This is a genomic window from Mucilaginibacter celer, from assembly GCF_003576455.2.
Taxonomy (GTDB): domain Bacteria; phylum Bacteroidota; class Bacteroidia; order Sphingobacteriales; family Sphingobacteriaceae; genus Mucilaginibacter; species Mucilaginibacter celer.
Genome location: NZ_CP032869.1, coordinates 5,827,279 through 5,843,114 on the forward strand (window position 1 = coordinate 5,827,279; position 15,836 = coordinate 5,843,114).

Annotated in this window: 14 protein-coding genes; 12 read left to right on the top strand and 2 right to left on the bottom strand. The window is 43.0% G+C overall.

The window, feature by feature from the left end; genetic code table 11:
- Positions 1-47 precede the first annotated feature (47 nt).
- The 8 genes from HYN43_RS24145 (at position 48) to HYN43_RS24180 (ending at position 9,020) form a co-directional block, all read left to right on the top strand.
- Positions 48-884, top strand: a complete 837-nt coding sequence (locus HYN43_RS24145) for a glucosaminidase domain-containing protein (RefSeq protein WP_119406463.1) — start codon at positions 48-50, stop codon at positions 882-884.
- A 199-nt stretch (positions 885-1,083) separates the two neighbouring features.
- Entirely contained in the window at positions 1,084-1,872 is a 789-nt protein-coding gene (locus tag HYN43_RS24150) for a peptidase associated/transthyretin-like domain-containing protein (protein WP_162996610.1), read from the top strand.
- A 131-nt stretch (positions 1,873-2,003) separates the two neighbouring features.
- Complete coding sequence (locus HYN43_RS24155; protein ID WP_245447006.1) at positions 2,004-3,026, top strand: DUF3078 domain-containing protein; 1,023 nt, start codon at positions 2,004-2,006, stop codon at positions 3,024-3,026.
- Positions 3,027-3,170: 144 nt separating this feature from the next.
- Complete coding sequence (gene ffh, locus HYN43_RS24160) at positions 3,171-4,499, top strand: signal recognition particle protein (RefSeq protein ID WP_119406465.1); 1,329 nt, start codon at positions 3,171-3,173, stop codon at positions 4,497-4,499.
- A gap of 113 nt (positions 4,500-4,612) precedes the next feature.
- Entirely contained in the window at positions 4,613-5,356 is a 744-nt protein-coding gene (locus tag HYN43_RS24165; RefSeq protein WP_119406466.1) for an energy transducer TonB, read from the top strand.
- Between the two features lie 241 nt (positions 5,357-5,597).
- Positions 5,598-6,335, top strand: coding sequence for a hypothetical protein (locus HYN43_RS24170; RefSeq protein WP_119406467.1), 738 nt, complete (start codon positions 5,598-5,600; stop codon positions 6,333-6,335).
- 81 nt (positions 6,336-6,416) lie between these two features.
- The gene (locus HYN43_RS24175) at positions 6,417-7,340 is read left to right on the top strand and encodes a hypothetical protein (protein ID WP_119406468.1); all 924 of its coding nucleotides are present in this window, start codon (positions 6,417-6,419) and stop codon (positions 7,338-7,340) included.
- Positions 7,341-7,439: 99 nt separating this feature from the next.
- Positions 7,440-9,020: a M1 family metallopeptidase gene (locus HYN43_RS24180; protein WP_119406469.1), complete on the top strand. Its 1,581-nt coding sequence runs from the start codon at positions 7,440-7,442 to the stop codon at positions 9,018-9,020.
- Between the two features lie 260 nt (positions 9,021-9,280).
- On the opposite strand, the gene HYN43_RS24190 is transcribed toward HYN43_RS24180, so the two are convergent.
- Both HYN43_RS24190 and HYN43_RS24195 read right to left on the bottom strand, forming a co-directional pair.
- Positions 9,281-11,989: an outer membrane beta-barrel protein gene (locus tag HYN43_RS24190; RefSeq protein ID WP_119406471.1), complete on the bottom strand. Its 2,709-nt coding sequence runs from the start codon at positions 11,987-11,989 to the stop codon at positions 9,281-9,283.
- Positions 11,990-12,340: 351 nt separating this feature from the next.
- Positions 12,341-12,751 carry a cupin domain-containing protein gene (locus tag HYN43_RS24195; RefSeq protein WP_162996611.1) on the bottom strand — a complete coding sequence of 137 codons (411 nt, stop codon included), beginning with the start codon at positions 12,749-12,751 and terminating at the stop codon, positions 12,341-12,343.
- A 210-nt stretch (positions 12,752-12,961) separates the two neighbouring features.
- Here HYN43_RS24195 and HYN43_RS24200 point away from each other — a divergent pair, with 210 nt between their 5' ends.
- The 4 genes from HYN43_RS24200 to HYN43_RS24215 all read left to right on the top strand — a co-directional run bounded on the left by HYN43_RS24200 (position 12,962) and on the right by HYN43_RS24215 (position 15,776).
- Positions 12,962-13,369: a hypothetical protein gene (locus tag HYN43_RS24200; RefSeq protein WP_119406473.1), complete on the top strand. Its 408-nt coding sequence runs from the start codon at positions 12,962-12,964 to the stop codon at positions 13,367-13,369.
- 113 nt (positions 13,370-13,482) lie between these two features.
- The gene (locus HYN43_RS24205; RefSeq protein ID WP_119406474.1) at positions 13,483-15,024 is read left to right on the top strand and encodes a YifB family Mg chelatase-like AAA ATPase; all 1,542 of its coding nucleotides are present in this window, start codon (positions 13,483-13,485) and stop codon (positions 15,022-15,024) included.
- A 12-nt stretch (positions 15,025-15,036) separates the two neighbouring features.
- Entirely contained in the window at positions 15,037-15,390 is a 354-nt protein-coding gene (locus HYN43_RS24210; RefSeq protein ID WP_119406475.1) for a hypothetical protein, read from the top strand.
- A 2-nt stretch (positions 15,391-15,392) separates the two neighbouring features.
- Positions 15,393-15,776 (top strand): hypothetical protein, encoded by a 384-nt coding sequence (locus HYN43_RS24215; RefSeq protein ID WP_119406476.1) that lies wholly within the window; start codon positions 15,393-15,395, stop codon positions 15,774-15,776.
- Positions 15,777-15,836: the final 60 nt, after the last annotated feature.

Consider the following 15,836-nt stretch of genomic DNA (forward strand, 5'->3'; position numbering starts at 1 on the left):
TCTTACTTTGGCGTTATTTATCCGCCAAGTAATAAGATTTAACTATAATGCGAAAAATTATATACCTGTTTTTAACGCTCGCCTGTTTCAGTTCATGTTCTGCCCGCAAAAAAACTTCGTCTGTATCCAACCGCGACGCTAAGCGCAATAACAGCAGCATCCAAAAAGCCAATAAAGATGCTATTGCAAATTACCGCTCATACTCATCGTTAGATTATATCGAACGTTTTAAAGCTATCGCCATACAGGAAATGAACCAGTATGGCATCCCTGCCAGCATTACTTTGGGGCAGGGTTTGTTTGAATCGGGAGCCGGCAACAGCGATCTGGCTAAATATGCCAACAACCACTTCGGCATAAAATGCACCGCCGATTGGACCGGTAAAAGCTACTATAAGGATGACGACCAGGTGAACGATTGTTTCCGTGTTTATGATAATCCCGAAGATTCGTTCCGCGATCATTCTGCCTTTCTGAAACGGAAAAACTACGCCAAACTTTTTGAACTGGATAAGGATGATTACAAGGGCTGGGCTTACGGCCTAAAAAAAGCAGGCTACGCCACGAACCCCAAATATCCCGAGCTTCTGATCAACATCATCGAAAAATATAACCTCACCCAGTACGACCGTCCGGAAGGCGAAATAGCCAAAATTAAACGCGAAGACCGGGTATTGAGCCAGATCAATAACACCATCAATACCCCCGCCCAGGACACCCTGAGCAAAACCCCTCCCGATGACAAGATTTACACCGTAAAACAGGGCGATACACTATACAACATTTCCAAACGTTTTGGAATAACTGTTGATGACCTGAAAGCGCTGAACAGCATGAGTGACAACAACATCAAAATTGGTCAGAAACTGGTAGTTGTTAAGTAGAGAGGCAAGACAGCAAGAGTCAGGAATCAAGATTTAAGACGATAAGAAACATTAGGAAAGAGAGCATTAGATTATCATGTATCCTGGCTCATGATCTCTTGATTCTTTCATCTTGATTTCTTGACTCTATTCCCCCAATAGTTAATTGTTGTTAAATAGCATGATCACTCCGGGCATAACAAGTAAATTTACAGCCATTATGAAATTTTGGCTGTTGCTGATATGTTTTGCCCTTACTGCCCCCGCTGTTTTTGCCCAGCAAAAAACGATTGACGGTGTGGTGTTTGATAAAGACAGCAAAGACCGCATAGCCAAAGTAAATGTTCAGAACATCACCACCGGCAAATCCATCTACAATACTTTTAAAGGCGAATTCAAAATAGAGGCACAGCCTGGTGATGTGTTGGTTTTTACCAAAGCCGATCATCATCCCGATACCCTAAAAGTGCAAAATGGTGAAGCGCTGGCCGTGTATATGAAACCAAAGGCCATACAGCTTAAGGAGGTTATTGTACGCGATACTTTAATGAACCCACAGAAAAAGCTGGCTGCCACAAAAAACGATTACACCAAAATATTCGGCCCCCTGAATGATAAGGACCTGCTGAGTTTTGGCCCCGGTGGTGCCGGTTTGAGTATTGATGCTATTTATAATTCGTTAAGCCGAAGCGGCCGTAATGCGGCTCACCTTCGCGAAACTATCGAAAAAGATTACCAGCAAAGTGTTATTGATTACCGCTTTAACCGCACTTATGTTGGTGCCATTACCAATTTGCAGGGCGAGCAGTTAACCCAGTTTATGATCCGTTACAGGCCGGGCTACTTCCAGGTAAAAAACGCCAGCGATTATGAGTTTATCGCTTCTATCAAAACCAACCTGAAACGGTTTTTAAAGTATAGTACCAAACGCTCATACTCGCTCTCGCCACTTGTTACCCCCGAAGCAGATAAACAGCCTTTGGGCAAAGGGGATATACCACAATATTAACAGGCGCTTCATTTTAGTATCCAACGTTTGGTTTGTTGTTGCGACAAAATTTACCAACCCCATTAAACCCACAGCCAACATTTTTGTTTATTGTAGGTAAAAAAGGAGATTTTTGCTTTAATTTGTTTACTATGTTAAAAACAAAACCGGTACTACTGTTAATCACATTATCAGTCACGTGCGCGTTATCTGCCAGTGCACAAACCGATACCCTGAAAAAAGACACTGTTAAAATTGACACCGCCGTATTGAACAAATACCGGATCGACTCCCGGAAAAACGCCATCCCCACCCGCACAAGGCCCGTACAAATACAGCGCGAACAAGTGCCTGTAACCATGCTCGATTACAAGGTAAACTACTGGAAAAAGGCTGTAACATTTGGCTTAAACTTTAGCCAGTCGGCATTTAGTAATAACTATAGCTCTGGTGGTGTAAGCGCTGTGGCATTAGGCTCCAACTTTATTTACCATACTGAATACAATAAAGCGCCGTTTAGCTATGTATCCGAACTAAACTTGACATACGGCGTATCAAAAAATAAGGGCCAGGGCAAACGCAAAACTAACGACCGTATTTATTTTGATAATAAAGTAGCCTCGCAATTGTCAAAAAGCTGGTACTTTTTCGGGGCGCTAACCTTCGAGTCGCAATTTGATAAAGGTTACAATTATGTTGACCAGGGTAACGGAAAGTTTGAACAGCAATACATTTCAAATTTCATGTCGCCCGGTTACACTACCGAATCTGTCGGTTTCGAGTACAAGCCAACCGGCTGGTTCGACTTGCGTTTAGGTACCGGTACTGCCCGCCAAACTTTTGTATTGGATCATAAAATTCACATTAAAAAGCAGGATAACTACGGTGTAGATACCCTGAAAACCGTAAAGAATGATCTGGCGTTCCAGGTGGTGGCTTTGCTTGATAAGGATATTGCCAAAAACGTTCACCTCAATACCCGTTACGCATTATTCATTCCTTACGGGCAATCACCAAAATTTATTACCCACCGTGTTGATATGGTGATAACGGCCAAAGTAAACAGGCTGATCAGTGCCACGGTGAACGGAACGTTTTTATACGACAGGCATACTTCAGACGAGGCGCAGGGTTACGAAGGCCTGGGGCTGGGGATGCTTTACCGATTCCCGTAACCGTAGTTTAAAAATATAACCTTATCCGGCCCGACTTTTAAATCGGGCCGGTTTTGTTTTAGGAAAACCGCCAAAATATAAGTTAATATAGTTCAAAATGATACCTTTGTATCCTTATAAAAAAGATTAAAGTTTTTTACTATAATGTTTGAAAATCTTTCGGATAAACTCGACAGGGCGTTCAAGGTCCTGAAGGGTCAGGGAACTATTACAGAAATAAACGTGGCCGAAACCATGAAGGAGATCCGCAAGGCCCTTCTTGATGCCGACGTAAACTATAAAACAGCCAAAGCATTTACCGATGATGTGAGGCAGAAAGCACTTGGCGCTAACGTATTGACCTCAATTTCGCCGGGCCAGTTGCTAACCAAGCTCATGAATGATGAGCTGACCGAATTGATGGGCGGCACCACTGCCGATCTTACTTTTCCGGCCACTCCTACCGTCATCCTCATTGCAGGTTTAAACGGTGCGGGTAAAACAACCTTTACCGGTAAACTGGCCAACTACTTAAAAACACAACGCAATAAAAAACCATTATTGGTTGCCGATGATATTTACCGCCCCGCGGCTATCGACCAATTGGAGGTACTGGGCCAGCAGATTGGCGTGCCGGTATACTCGAACCGCGATTCGAAAGATCCGGTAGCCATTGCCCGCGAAGGTATAGCCCTGGCAAAACAGAACGGCCAGAATGTAGTGATCATTGATACCGCCGGCCGTTTAGCGATAGACGAAGCCATGATGGTGGAGATTGAGCAGGTTAAATCGGCTGTTAAACCGCACGAGATTTTGTTTGTGGTAGATTCGATGACAGGCCAGGATGCCGTGAATACAGCCAAGGTGTTTAATGACCGTTTGGATTTTACCGGTGTGGTATTAACCAAGCTTGATGGTGATACCCGTGGTGGTGCGGCGCTATCCATTAAATCGGTAGTTAACAAGCCTATCAAATTTATTGGTACCGGCGAGAAGATGGAAGCGCTCGATGTGTTTCACCCCGATCGTATGGCATCGAGGATTTTGGGCATGGGCGACGTGGTATCCCTTGTTGAACGCGCACAACAGCAATTTGACGAGAAGGAAGCTGCCGAACTCCAGAAAAAGATCCGCAAAAACAAATTCGACTTTAACGATTTTTACGGCCAGATCCAACAAATCAAAAAAATGGGTAACATGAAGGATTTGATGGGCATGATTCCCGGCGTGGGTAAAATGATGAAAGATGTAGAGGTTGATGATAACGCTTTTAAAGCTATTGAGGCCATTATCCAATCCATGACCCCGTTTGAAAAAGAAAACCCCGAAAGCATCAACCAAAGCCGCCGCACCCGTATTGCCAAAGGTTCGGGTACCGATATCCAGGAAGTTAACCGCCTTATGAAGCAGTTTGATGATATGAAAAAGGTGATGAAGCAAATGAGCAACCCGGCTGCCATGGCCAATATGATGCGCAGAATGCCGAAGATGTAAAAGCATCTGATAAACAATAATACAAAACGCCGCTTGCCAACAACAAGCGGCGTTTTTATTTAAAAAAGGCTTAATTAACACATCTCTCTTGATAAAAGAAGTATATTTAGGGTATGAAATATAACCTATTCCTTATACCGGTGCTTGCCTGCACTAAGCTTTTTGCCCAAACCACATATATTAACAAAATTGACAAAGAGCAAAAAATCAGGCAAAAAATAAGTGTGCTGAAAGCCGATAATAATATCTGGCAAGGAAAATACACCGAATATAACCTGAAAAGTAACTCAATACTTAATGAAGGATATTACAAAAACAACCAAAAAGATAGCACCTGGAAGTATTACAATAACTGGCAAAAATTAGCGGAGACAGGCGGTTATAAAGCCGACAAGCGTATTGGGGTATGGAGTGCTTTTGATAACAAAGGAGAATTAGAGTTGCAGTTTGATTACGATAATGACAGTTTGTTGTTTTATAAGCCAACTATACAGGAGATATTTAAAAAGCAGTATAACCTGATAGAGGGAAATGACACAACTTTGGTAGAACTGGATAGAAAACCGATTTTTCTTGATGGGTCATCCACTATGGGGTCTGCAATAGCTGCTACGCTAAGGTATCCGGAAGAGGCGAGAAGCCAGCACATTGAGGGCAAAGTAATAGTTGCTTTTAAAGTTAATCTTGATGGAACGGTGAGCAGTTTTAGAGTTTCAAAGTCATTGGGTTACGGATGCGATGAGGAAGCATTAAAAGCTATTAAAAATATAAAGGGAAAATGGCTTCCTGCTGTATATCAGGACAGGGAAGTTGTTGTTGAAAATGAACTTCCAATTAGTTTTACGCTCAGTTATTAGAGTACAAATAAGAAATAAGAGGATTTTAATAATTACAAAGAGAATTTGCATAACCCCCTGGCGAACAAAATGAACAAGTGTATAAATTAATATACACATTTTGCTTCTTTAGAGTTTGCAAGTCATTAAAATGTCATTACAGGGCTTATGGCATTCACTTTGATTTAGTACTGATAACCAATAAGGGTCGTGCATTTAGCTTCCCCCCTTAATGTAATTATTGTTAACTAAATATTTGACCATGAAAAATTTAATTAAACCGGTTTTGTTTACCGCGGCATTATTTGCTTTCAAAGTTAGTTCGGCACAGATTAATCTTGGTGCAACCACTGCAACTAAAATAGCAACCAAAGTGGCTACGCCATCAGTTAACGCAGCATCAATTGCACAAAAAACAGTTAATACTACATCAACCGTAGCTACCCAGGCTACTAACCAGGCTCAAAATGTAGCAGCGCGCACCGCAACGCAGGCAACCACTAATCAGGCTGTAGCAGGTACTGCGGTAAACCAGGCGGCCAATGTTAACAGCAATGTAGCTTCAACAGTTAACGCTACTGCGGGCTCAACAGCTGCACAGGCTGGTGTTAACAGCACCACCGCCGTTGCAGGTAATGTAAATACAACAGGTGTAACCGCCGGCAGCGAAAAAGCCTTAAATACTACCGAAGGTGTAGCTGCTAATACCACCGAAAAAGTAAGCAGCAATGCTGCTGCCTTAAGGGCTGGTGCAACTACCACAGCGGGTAATACTGCCGTTGCTGCAGGTACCGGGATTGATCAGGTTAGCAAAAATGTGAGCGTAACCTCAACAGGTAATTTAAACAGCACAAGCAATACTGCGGTTAGTGCTAAAAGCTTAAGGTCTGCCGTTTCAAACAGCGGGGCTTCAAACACAGCCGTTAAGGCAGGTAAAAAAACTGTAACTGTTAAAACATCGGGCAGCGGTTCATCAAAACTGAGCGCCACCAAACAGTAATATCATTTACTATACACTAAATCAAAAAGGCCGGTTCCGGCCTTTTTGATTATCCGGACATTTTTTTGATCAGCATCAACCATGAAAAAACTTAAACTTATCCTGCTGCTGGCTTTAGCCGGCCCCGCAGTTTACGCCCAGCAAAAAGCCGATACCGTCACTAAAACCAAAGAGATTTTTGTAAATGCGGGTGTTCAATATCTTTCAAACCTTACTTATGCCGGCCGGCGGGATGAAAGCAGTGTTCCGGTTTTACTCCCTTCGCTTACACTGGTTAGCAAACATGGCTTTTTTATAAGCGCTATAGGATATTTTGATTTAAACGGCGACAAATCGGGTACCGAAGGATTGAGCGTAACACCCGGCTATGTTTTTGCGTTTGATGCGAAGCGGTATTACGGAGGTAATATATCGGCCACTAAATATTTTATTACCGGCAGCAGCCCTATTATCCTCTCATCATTTAATGCCACGCTGGATGGGCAACTGTATGCCAATCCCGATGATATTGTAAAATTAAGCGCCGGCATCAGCTACCGTTTCAATAAAAATAACAGTAACGACGTTGTTAACACCGCCGAACTATCCAAAGAGATTTTTGCGCTGAAAACAGGTGCCGATAAAAAAAGTGGCCTGAAAGTTACGCCTACCGCTACACTGTACGCCGGTACGCAATCTTTCTATCAAACCTATTATACCGAATCGCAGGTTACCCGCTCGGTTGCAGTTCCGCAGAAACAAACGCCTATTAATATTTTGTTTCCCAATCAGCCTAAGCAAACTATTATTACTCAAACAGTAACACAGCAAAACCAGCGCGAGGTAAGGCAGTATAAACTACTGGCTTTTAGCGGCTCATTACCGGTAACGTATAACATCAACAAATGGCAAATTTTGTTTACTCCTTATCTTATCAAACCCTTTAACCAGGTTGATTATGTGAGCAACACCAAAATGAACGGCCTGTATTTTTTATTTACCACAGGTGTTAACGTAACGTTTTAGCGGTGTTAAAAAATATCCTGCGCCCTGCACACTATAAGCGCAGATAAAAGGCTGTTTTTATTAGCTTTGTTGTTGTACAATACAAATTGAAGGAAGCTTATGCGCAGGATATTTTTAGTTATTTTATCATTATCAACACTTTTTACCATCCCGGCTTTTGCCCAGGTGCCCGGAGCCAATATTGATGTTAGGCATTATACGTTTGATATTAAACTTAACGATGCCGATAACAACATCAAAGGCAAGGCTACAGTTACCGCAAAGTTTTTAAGCAATGCCACCGGCTTCAACCTCGACCTGGTAAAAACTAATGCCAAAGGTAAAGGCATGCTGGTATCGGCGGTAACTGAAAACGGGAAGCCGGTAAAATTTACCCAGGATGATGAGCAGCTGAAAATAACCACCCGCGCGCTAAAAGGCAATACACGAGATTATACCATTACTTACAGCGGCATCCCGGCCGATGGCCTCATTATATCAACCAACGCTTATGGTCACCGTACTTTTTTTGGTGATAACTGGCCAAACCGCGCCCACAACTGGCTGCCCTGTGTTGATAATATAGCGGATAAAGCCCCTGTTGATTTTATAGTAACCGCGCCCGACCATTACCAGGTAGTATCAAACGGTTTGCAAACCGAAGAAAAACAATTACCCGGCAAAATGAAGTTAACCCATTGGGTTGAAACCGTAGCCCTGCCAACCAAGGTAATGGTGATAGGCGTTGCCGAATTTGCCATCGATCATCCGGGTGATGTTAATGGCATCCCGGTGTTTACCTACGTGTTTCCGGAAAGCAAGGAAGTTGGATTTAAGAATTATGCGGTAGCTAAAGATATCCTGCCCTATTTTATAAAAAATGTTGGCCCCTACAGTTATGAGAAGCTGGCCAACGTGCAGTCAAAAACCATTTTTGGCGGTATGGAAAATGCCAGTGCCATTTTTTATTTTGAAGAATCGGTTAAAACACCGGGCATTGAAGAGCTGATGGCCCATGAAATTGCCCACCAATGGTTTGGCGATGGTGCCAGCGAAAAAAGCTTTGGTCACCTGTGGTTAAGTGAGGGTTTTGCTACTTATATGACCAACCTGTACCTCGAAAACAAATACGGTGCCGATACCCTGAAAACCAGGCTTATTGCCGATCGTAAAAAAGTGATAGGCTTTGAAAAAGCCCGTTTAACCCCGGTTGTTGACACCGCCGTTAAAACCAAATACATGCAACTGCTCAATGCCAACAGTTACGAAAAAGGCGGCTGGGTACTGCATATGCTAAGGCGCAACTTAGGCGATGCCACGTTTTGGAAAGGCATACGTAATTACTACGCCAAATACCAGGGCAGCAACGCCAATACGGATGATTTAAGGCGCATAATGGAGCAAACCAGCGGTAAAGATCTGAAACAATTTTTTACCCAATGGCTGCGCACCGCCGGCCACCCCAAACTGGCCGTTAAATGGACCTGGGACGAGAAGGAAAGCAGCCTAACCATCAACGTACTGCAAAACCAGGATTATGTTTACCAGTTTCCGTTAGAGATTGGGATTGATAGTGAAGTATTAACCATCATGGTAAAGGAAAAATCGGCAACGATACACTACAAAATGAAGGCAAAGCCAACGGATGTTAAGATTGACCCGAACGTGAATTTGCTGGCTACTTTTGATGAGGAAATGTAGTGTTTGATTGTCTGAATCAGAATTTACAGAATTTTTAAATTAACAGAATGTATTCTAAAAATCCTGAAATTCTCCACCCAAAATCTTCACCCGGCGGTCGTGAAGACAAGACCGCATACTGGTATTGTCTGAACCGGAATTTGGGGGAATTAAAGAATTTATTGAATTTGATTTGCATTCTGTTAATTCCCCCAAATTCCGGTTCAGACAACATTCTGAAAATCCTAAAATTCTGTAAATTCTGATTCAGACAACCTCCCCTACTTCGTACTCAGCTTATTAAACTTAATACTATAAGTAACCAAAAAATACCGGTTTAGCGTATTATTTTGAGTGTCGGTAATGGAGTTTGTGCCCGTGTAGCGGTAGATGCTCACGTTTTGATCAAACACATCGTATACGGTAAATTTAAGCTCTCCCCTATCTTTTTTGAGCATCAGCAAAGCTATCGAGGTGCTTATTACGTTAACTCCCTTTTTTAAACCCGGGGCTATCTGGGTGTTGTAATAAAAATCCTGCTTGGTTTCCCAAACCAATCGCCTGATGGGCCTTAATACCAGGTTATTGTTCAAGTTAAAGTTGCCGGTATGCACGATTCTAAAATCGTCGTATTTGTACTTGGTATCGCCTATGTTATAGCCTGCGCCAATGTTTAAAGTTGCTTTTTCTTTCCAGTCAAAATAAACGTTTTGATAGATTCCCCGGTTAAAGGTATTTTGCCAGCCTTCAACATTGTTTAGCAGGTTGAGGTTTTGATTGTACGAGCCATTTAACGAGGTGGAGAAAAAGATCTGCCAGTCTTTCATCTTTCTGAAACGTTTGTTGAACCCAACATTGAGGCTATAGCTGGGCCGACCGTCGCGGTTAACTACAGTAACGGTTTGCGACCCGTCTGACCGGATGGTTTGCTGATTTATCGACAGGTTTTCCTGTTTATAAACGCCCCCGTAAGCCCACAGGCTTACCTGGCTTTGCGTAGTGTAAAGGCGGTAGCTGATATTATAATTATTGTTAATAGTGGGCTTTAAATTAGGATTACCGGTAAACGTATACAGCGGACTGTAAACAATGGTAACCGGCTGCAGGCTTGATATGCCCGGCTGGTTTACGCCCCGGTCATAACTTATCGATAGTCTGTCGGTTTCAAAGCGAAGAGTTGGCAACAGGAAAAAATAGTTTTGGCTCAGCCTGCTGCTTACAAAGTTGTTTTCTATCTGCTGCCATTGGGTATTAAGACCGGCAATAATCTGTGTGTTTTTGCCCAGCTGATAGGTAATACCAGGTTTAATGTTCTCTGTCCACTGGTCGCGTTTAAGATCAGAGCTTTGGTTTACCAGCAGCGAATCGAAGGTGTTGGTTTTCCTGTCGTAGGTAAACAATTGGTCGCTGCTTTTATTGTAAGAGTTTGAAGTAGTGATATCCACTGTAAGTTTTTTGGTAATCGGATAGCGATAGCTCAGATCAATATTGCCCGACACATTGTTGGTGGTACGGCTTGAACGGCGATGCAGGCTATCCGACAGGTTGGCATGCTGGTAATTAACCACATCGCTATTATTAAACGAAGTGTTTTCACCCGGATTGATTTGCAGATTGTTAGAGATGTTAAACGATTCGCCCTTATGCTTCCTTGAACGTTTATGAAAGTAAAAATTTTGCCTGTACTGTGTAGAGCTGCCATTGCCAAAATTATTCCCTACCGAGGTATTCACCGGCATATTAAAATTATTGCGGGTATTACCTGTTGATGAAGCTGTATTATCATTGCCGCTAAAGCTTAACGAAGGGCTAAACCGTAAGTGACGAACAGTATCCGGCTCCCACTCAACCAAAGCTGTAGCTGTATGGCTATGGCTGTTTGAGTTGCGGTTATTGGTGTTAGCGCTTAGCAGCGTAGTATCCTTTAAAAACTGCTGCTGAAAGTTCGACGAGTTATTGATGTTATTGCGCTGCGAGTAAAAATACTGCAGGTTAAGCTTCAGCTTTTTGCCATAGTTTTGATTAAGGTTAAAACCACCCGAGGTGATTTTTTCAATTCCGCCCCAGTTACTGGCCCAGCTTGGGCGGCCGTTAAAGGAGGTACTTCCCCCACTGCGGTCAAATCCCCCCTCCGAGTAGATTTCCTGGTTAGAAAAGCCTGTATGATTGAGGTTATTGCTCAATCCAATTAAACTCAGTTGTAAAGTATCCCTGAACATGTTAAACAAGCCGCCGGTTTCATACCTGTCGCGCGAGCCTGCACCGGCAAACACTTTACCAAAAATGCTTCGTTTAATAGCTTTTTTTAGTTTGATGTTGATGATTTTGGGCACCTTGGTATCGCTAATGAGGTGATCCGGGTCGTTTTCCCTGTCGTCATAAACCTGCACCTGGGCAACAATTTCGGCATCGAGGTTTTTGGTAGCTATTTTAGGATCGTTACCAAAAAACTGTTTGCCGTCAATAAGCAGTTTGCTCACATCCTTACCGTTAACGGTGATAGTGCCATCGCCATCAATTTGAACACCGGGCAGTTTTTTAAGCAACTCTTCGAGCGCGGCATTGGGCCGGGTTTTAAAGGCGGCTGCATCAAACTCGATGGTATCCTTTTTCATTTTAACAGGTACGCGTTCGGCCCGTACCACAACCTCGCTCAGCATTTTGCTATTAAGGCTGATATTGCCGATATCCATAACCTCGCCTTTTTTAAAATTAAACTGGCGGATATAGCTTTTATAGCCGGCGTACGAGATCACCAGCTTTACCCGCGTTTCGGCCGGGAGACGCTGTAACTCAAAGTCGCCGGTTTTTTTACTTAAGGTATAGGCAATAAGCGATGAATCTTTAACATCAACCATGGCAACAGTACTTAGCTCAAGCGGCTGTTTACTCACAGAATCGGTTACGCGACCTTTAATAGCGGCGCGGTTTTGGGCATAACTAACAGAAAAGAAACAAAAAAGCAGTAGTGAAATAAAGGTTGTCTTCATTCAGCGGTTTAGGTGCAAGACGATAAGGGTTAAAAAATTGTGTTATAGGTATTTGTAGGGCCGGCGGCTTAAGTATGGATAACTTATATCATAGGGTTGGGTAGGGTTTAGTATTTTATATTTTGTTAACTGTTTTGCTGCTGATCTTTTTCGCTTCGACAAAAACAAGCAGCAAAGGTTTAAAGCATAAAAACCACTCACCTCCTTAACCCACCGCACCTATAACTCCCCAAAGGGGGCTGATATGCTGTAAATTGTTCCTATAACAGGCAAAAGGCACAAATATTGCCCCCCGCAAAGCAAAAATGCCGCGAAATAGCGGCATTTTAAGGTTTGTAACATTTGTTTTACCTAAACGGCCATAGCCAAAGCCGATTTGCCGGGCTGTACAAGCTGTACTGTACGCTCAATTTTATTTAAAAAGCCGTTGGCACCGCCCGGGGTTAGTGTAACCAGTACCTTGCCTGTTTGCGGGGCTGGGTTTTTATAACCATGCAATGTGCCCTTTGGTATGAAGAGGCTTGCACCCTTTTCGGCATCGTAATATCTGCCACCGGCAAAAAACCTGAAACGGCCTTCAATAACATAAACCACCTTATCGTGGTTATTGCAAAGGTTTAAGGCCACGCCGGCTTTATAGGGTATTTGCTGTTCAATAATGCTTAAATTACCGCCATCAACTTTTTTATTGAAGATAATGTTGATGTTCATCTCACCGGCGGTATCGTTCCCGGCGGGTTGTGTTTGATTAATTGTGTTCATAAGGTTGTGTATTGATGGTATAGACGGCATTGATAATAAGAATGTTACACAGCCCAATAAATTTTTATACGTGTTTAACCAAATAATTGCGCAAAAACACGATAAAATAAAGCCCGTTGCATAATAAAATTTTGCCGATTGCGTTTTTAAACTAATATTGTACAAGTAATAGTATATTGTACCCAATTAATTACCTAAAACCATAACATTATGAAAGCAGCAGGAATCTACAAATCCATTTACGTAACGTTTTACAGGTGGAATGTTAAAAACTTCGGTCATGGCGGCCTGCCAAAAGCCAATGCCCTTTTTGGTGCCAGTTTTTTAATGATCGTTTTGCTGGCCATTTTAACTACCGTTGCCCAGTTGCTTTTAAACACCGGCTGGTTTGAAGTAAGCCCTGCATCCGGCCTGATGATTTTATTGGGAGCTACCGGTGCGTTGGTACTTAACTACTTTGTTTTGTTAAACAGCCGTTACTTTAAAAAAGTTAATCTCGCTTTCGAACGGATCAGCAAACACAACCCTAATACCTGGAGTGTAATGCTGATGATTTGTGTGATAGTTTCATGCAGCTTTGTGCTGGTGGTTTGCGAGGCTGGTGCTTTATTACGATAAGAATAATATTTACAATATATTAAAAACCCGCCTGCAAGGTGGGTTTTTTGTTGGCTGGAGGTTTTATCAATCGGTAAAAATATATACTTTCGCTTCAATTAACTATTATCACAGTGTTGGTTAAAACCTTTGGAAGCGCAGTTTACGGCATACAAGCCATTACCATAACTATTGAAGTGAACGCCGGTGGCGGAAAGGCTGCCTATTTTGTGGTTGGCCTGCCGGATAATGCTGTTCGCGAATCAATGCAGCGTGTTGAAACAGCCTTGCAAACCAATGGATACCGCATGCCACGGCAGCGGATTGTGGTGAACATGGCTCCGGCCGATATCCGCAAGGAGGGCTCGGCTTATGATTTAACGATAGCCATTGCCATTATGGCCGCCTCGAGCCAGGTTGAAACCGAACAACTTGAAAAATACATCATTATGGGCGAGCTTTCGCTTGATGGAAGCCTGCAGCCCATAAAAGGGGCTTTACCCATAGCGATACAGGCCCGCAAGGATGGCTTTAAAGGCTTTATCCTCCCCAAACAAAACGCCCGCGAAGCTGCAATAGTGAACGACCTGGAAGTTTACGGCGTTGAAAGCATTGCCGATGTGGTTGGCTTTTTTAACGGCACAACCCCTCTTAAGCCAGAAATAGTAAACACCCGCGAAGAGTTTTACGACAGCCTGTGCAATTACGACAGCGATTTTAGCGAAGTAAAAGGACAGGAAAACATTAAACGCGCGCTGGAAATTGCAGCAGCCGGAGGGCATAACGTAATATTGATCGGTCCGCCGGGAGCTGGTAAAACCATGCTGGCCCGCAGGCTGCCCTCCATACTGCCGCCGCTTAATTTATACGAGGCGCTGGAAACTACCAAAATTCACTCGGTAGCCGGGAAGCTTTCGGCAGCGGATGCTTTGGTTACCGTAAGGCCATTCAGGAGCCCGCACCATACCATCAGCGACGTAGCCCTGGTTGGCGGCGGAAGCAACCCGGCCCCCGGTGAGATCTCGCTGGCGCACAATGGCGTTTTGTTTTTGGATGAATTGCCGGAGTTTAAACGCAGCGCCCTTGAGGTAATGCGTCAGCCGTTGGAAGAGCGGAGAGTAACCATATCGCGGGCAAAGTTTACGGTTGATTATCCAAGCAGTTTTATGTTGGTGGCAAGTATGAACCCCTGCCCCTGCGGATATTATAACCACCCCGAAAAAGAATGCATCTGCCCTCCCGGCATGGTGCAAAAATATCTGAGTAAAATTTCCGGTCCGCTGTTGGACAGGATCGACCTGCATGTGGAAGTAACGCCCGTTAACTTCAGCGAGCTATCATCCGACCGTGCCGCCGAGAAAAGTGAACTGATCCGCGAGCGGGTAATCAAAGCTCGTGAGGTACAGGTAAATCGCTTCGGCGACAGACCCGATTTGCATGCCAATGCCCAAATGAGCTCCCAAATGGTGCGTGAGCAATGTAAAATTGATCTTGCCGGCCAAACTCTCCTTAAAAAAGCAATGGAAAAACTGGGGCTTTCGGCAAGGGCTTATGACAGGATTTTGAAAGTATCACGAACTATAGCTGATTTGGCAGGGAGCGAGGATATTAAACTGGAGCATCTGGCAGAGGCTATTCATTTCAGGAGTTTGGATAGAGAGGGTTGGGCTGGGTGATAATCAACTTCTATGGGAGCTTTCAATATCTTAAAAACAGAAATTCCGTGTATTAATTGTAATAAACTATTTCCGGTTGAGATCCAGTTTAAGTTTGGATTTAAAAGACAGCTTAAATATCAGTTGTACGAAAAGATAATACGGACAGACGGAGAAGATAAAGGTAAAGGTGATATCGGAGCCCCCAATTTGCCCGCTGTTAATGTTTACGGAATTGCCGAAAATGCTGTTTGTCCTTATTGTTCGTTCTTTAATCCCGAAGAGTTTGATATCAGGGTGGAGTACGATGTATTAAAGAAAGTTAATGTAATGAAAGATTATCAAAGATATTTGAGCGGAAATGAAGGGAATTATTATGAGATATGATAATGAACACCTGGCTTGATTATATTTTTTACCGAACTGTGCAGCTGTTTTATAAACGGGGCGGGCGCAGAGGGCTTCCTGGTGTTATGGTTATTTCTCTGTCGCAATCGTTTTTAATAATGGCTGTAGCTGTGCTTTTAGAAAACCAGTTTATTGAAAAAACAGCAAGGGATTTATATAAAGAGCTAATCGAATTTGTTCTCATTATTCCTATTCTTCTGGTGTATTACTTTAACTACCGTAAATACTATGGGAAGTACAATAAGCTAAGGTTTGAAATGAAAAATGAAGATCCCAACAGGAGATTTCTTAAAGGCATTTTGGTATTAGTTTCGTTAATTATTCCACCTATTATATTTACCATAGTTAGCAAGTACACGCATTGATTTTGCTGCGGTATTTATTATGATTATGAAGTAGAATGAGCTACCAGAGATAGTATAGTT

Coding starts and splice junctions, on each gene's coding strand:
- HYN43_RS24145 (WP_119406463.1), top strand. CDS start 48: ATGCGAAAAATTATATACCTGTTTTTAACGCTCGCCTGTTTCAGTTCA.
- HYN43_RS24150 (WP_162996610.1), top strand. CDS start 1,084: ATGAAATTTTGGCTGTTGCTGATATGTTTTGCCCTTACTGCCCCCGCT.
- HYN43_RS24155 (WP_245447006.1), top strand. CDS start 2,004: ATGTTAAAAACAAAACCGGTACTACTGTTAATCACATTATCAGTCACG.
- ffh (WP_119406465.1), top strand. CDS start 3,171: ATGTTTGAAAATCTTTCGGATAAACTCGACAGGGCGTTCAAGGTCCTG.
- HYN43_RS24165 (WP_119406466.1), top strand. CDS start 4,613: ATGAAATATAACCTATTCCTTATACCGGTGCTTGCCTGCACTAAGCTT.
- HYN43_RS24170 (WP_119406467.1), top strand. CDS start 5,598: ATGAAAAATTTAATTAAACCGGTTTTGTTTACCGCGGCATTATTTGCT.
- HYN43_RS24175 (WP_119406468.1), top strand. CDS start 6,417: ATGAAAAAACTTAAACTTATCCTGCTGCTGGCTTTAGCCGGCCCCGCA.
- HYN43_RS24180 (WP_119406469.1), top strand. CDS start 7,440: ATGCGCAGGATATTTTTAGTTATTTTATCATTATCAACACTTTTTACC.
- HYN43_RS24190 (WP_119406471.1), bottom strand. CDS start 11,989: ATGAAGACAACCTTTATTTCACTACTGCTTTTTTGTTTCTTTTCTGTT.
- HYN43_RS24195 (WP_162996611.1), bottom strand. CDS start 12,751: ATGAACACAATTAATCAAACACAACCCGCCGGGAACGATACCGCCGGT.
- HYN43_RS24200 (WP_119406473.1), top strand. CDS start 12,962: ATGAAAGCAGCAGGAATCTACAAATCCATTTACGTAACGTTTTACAGG.
- HYN43_RS24210 (WP_119406475.1), top strand. CDS start 15,037: ATGGGAGCTTTCAATATCTTAAAAACAGAAATTCCGTGTATTAATTGT.
- HYN43_RS24215 (WP_119406476.1), top strand. CDS start 15,393: ATGAACACCTGGCTTGATTATATTTTTTACCGAACTGTGCAGCTGTTT.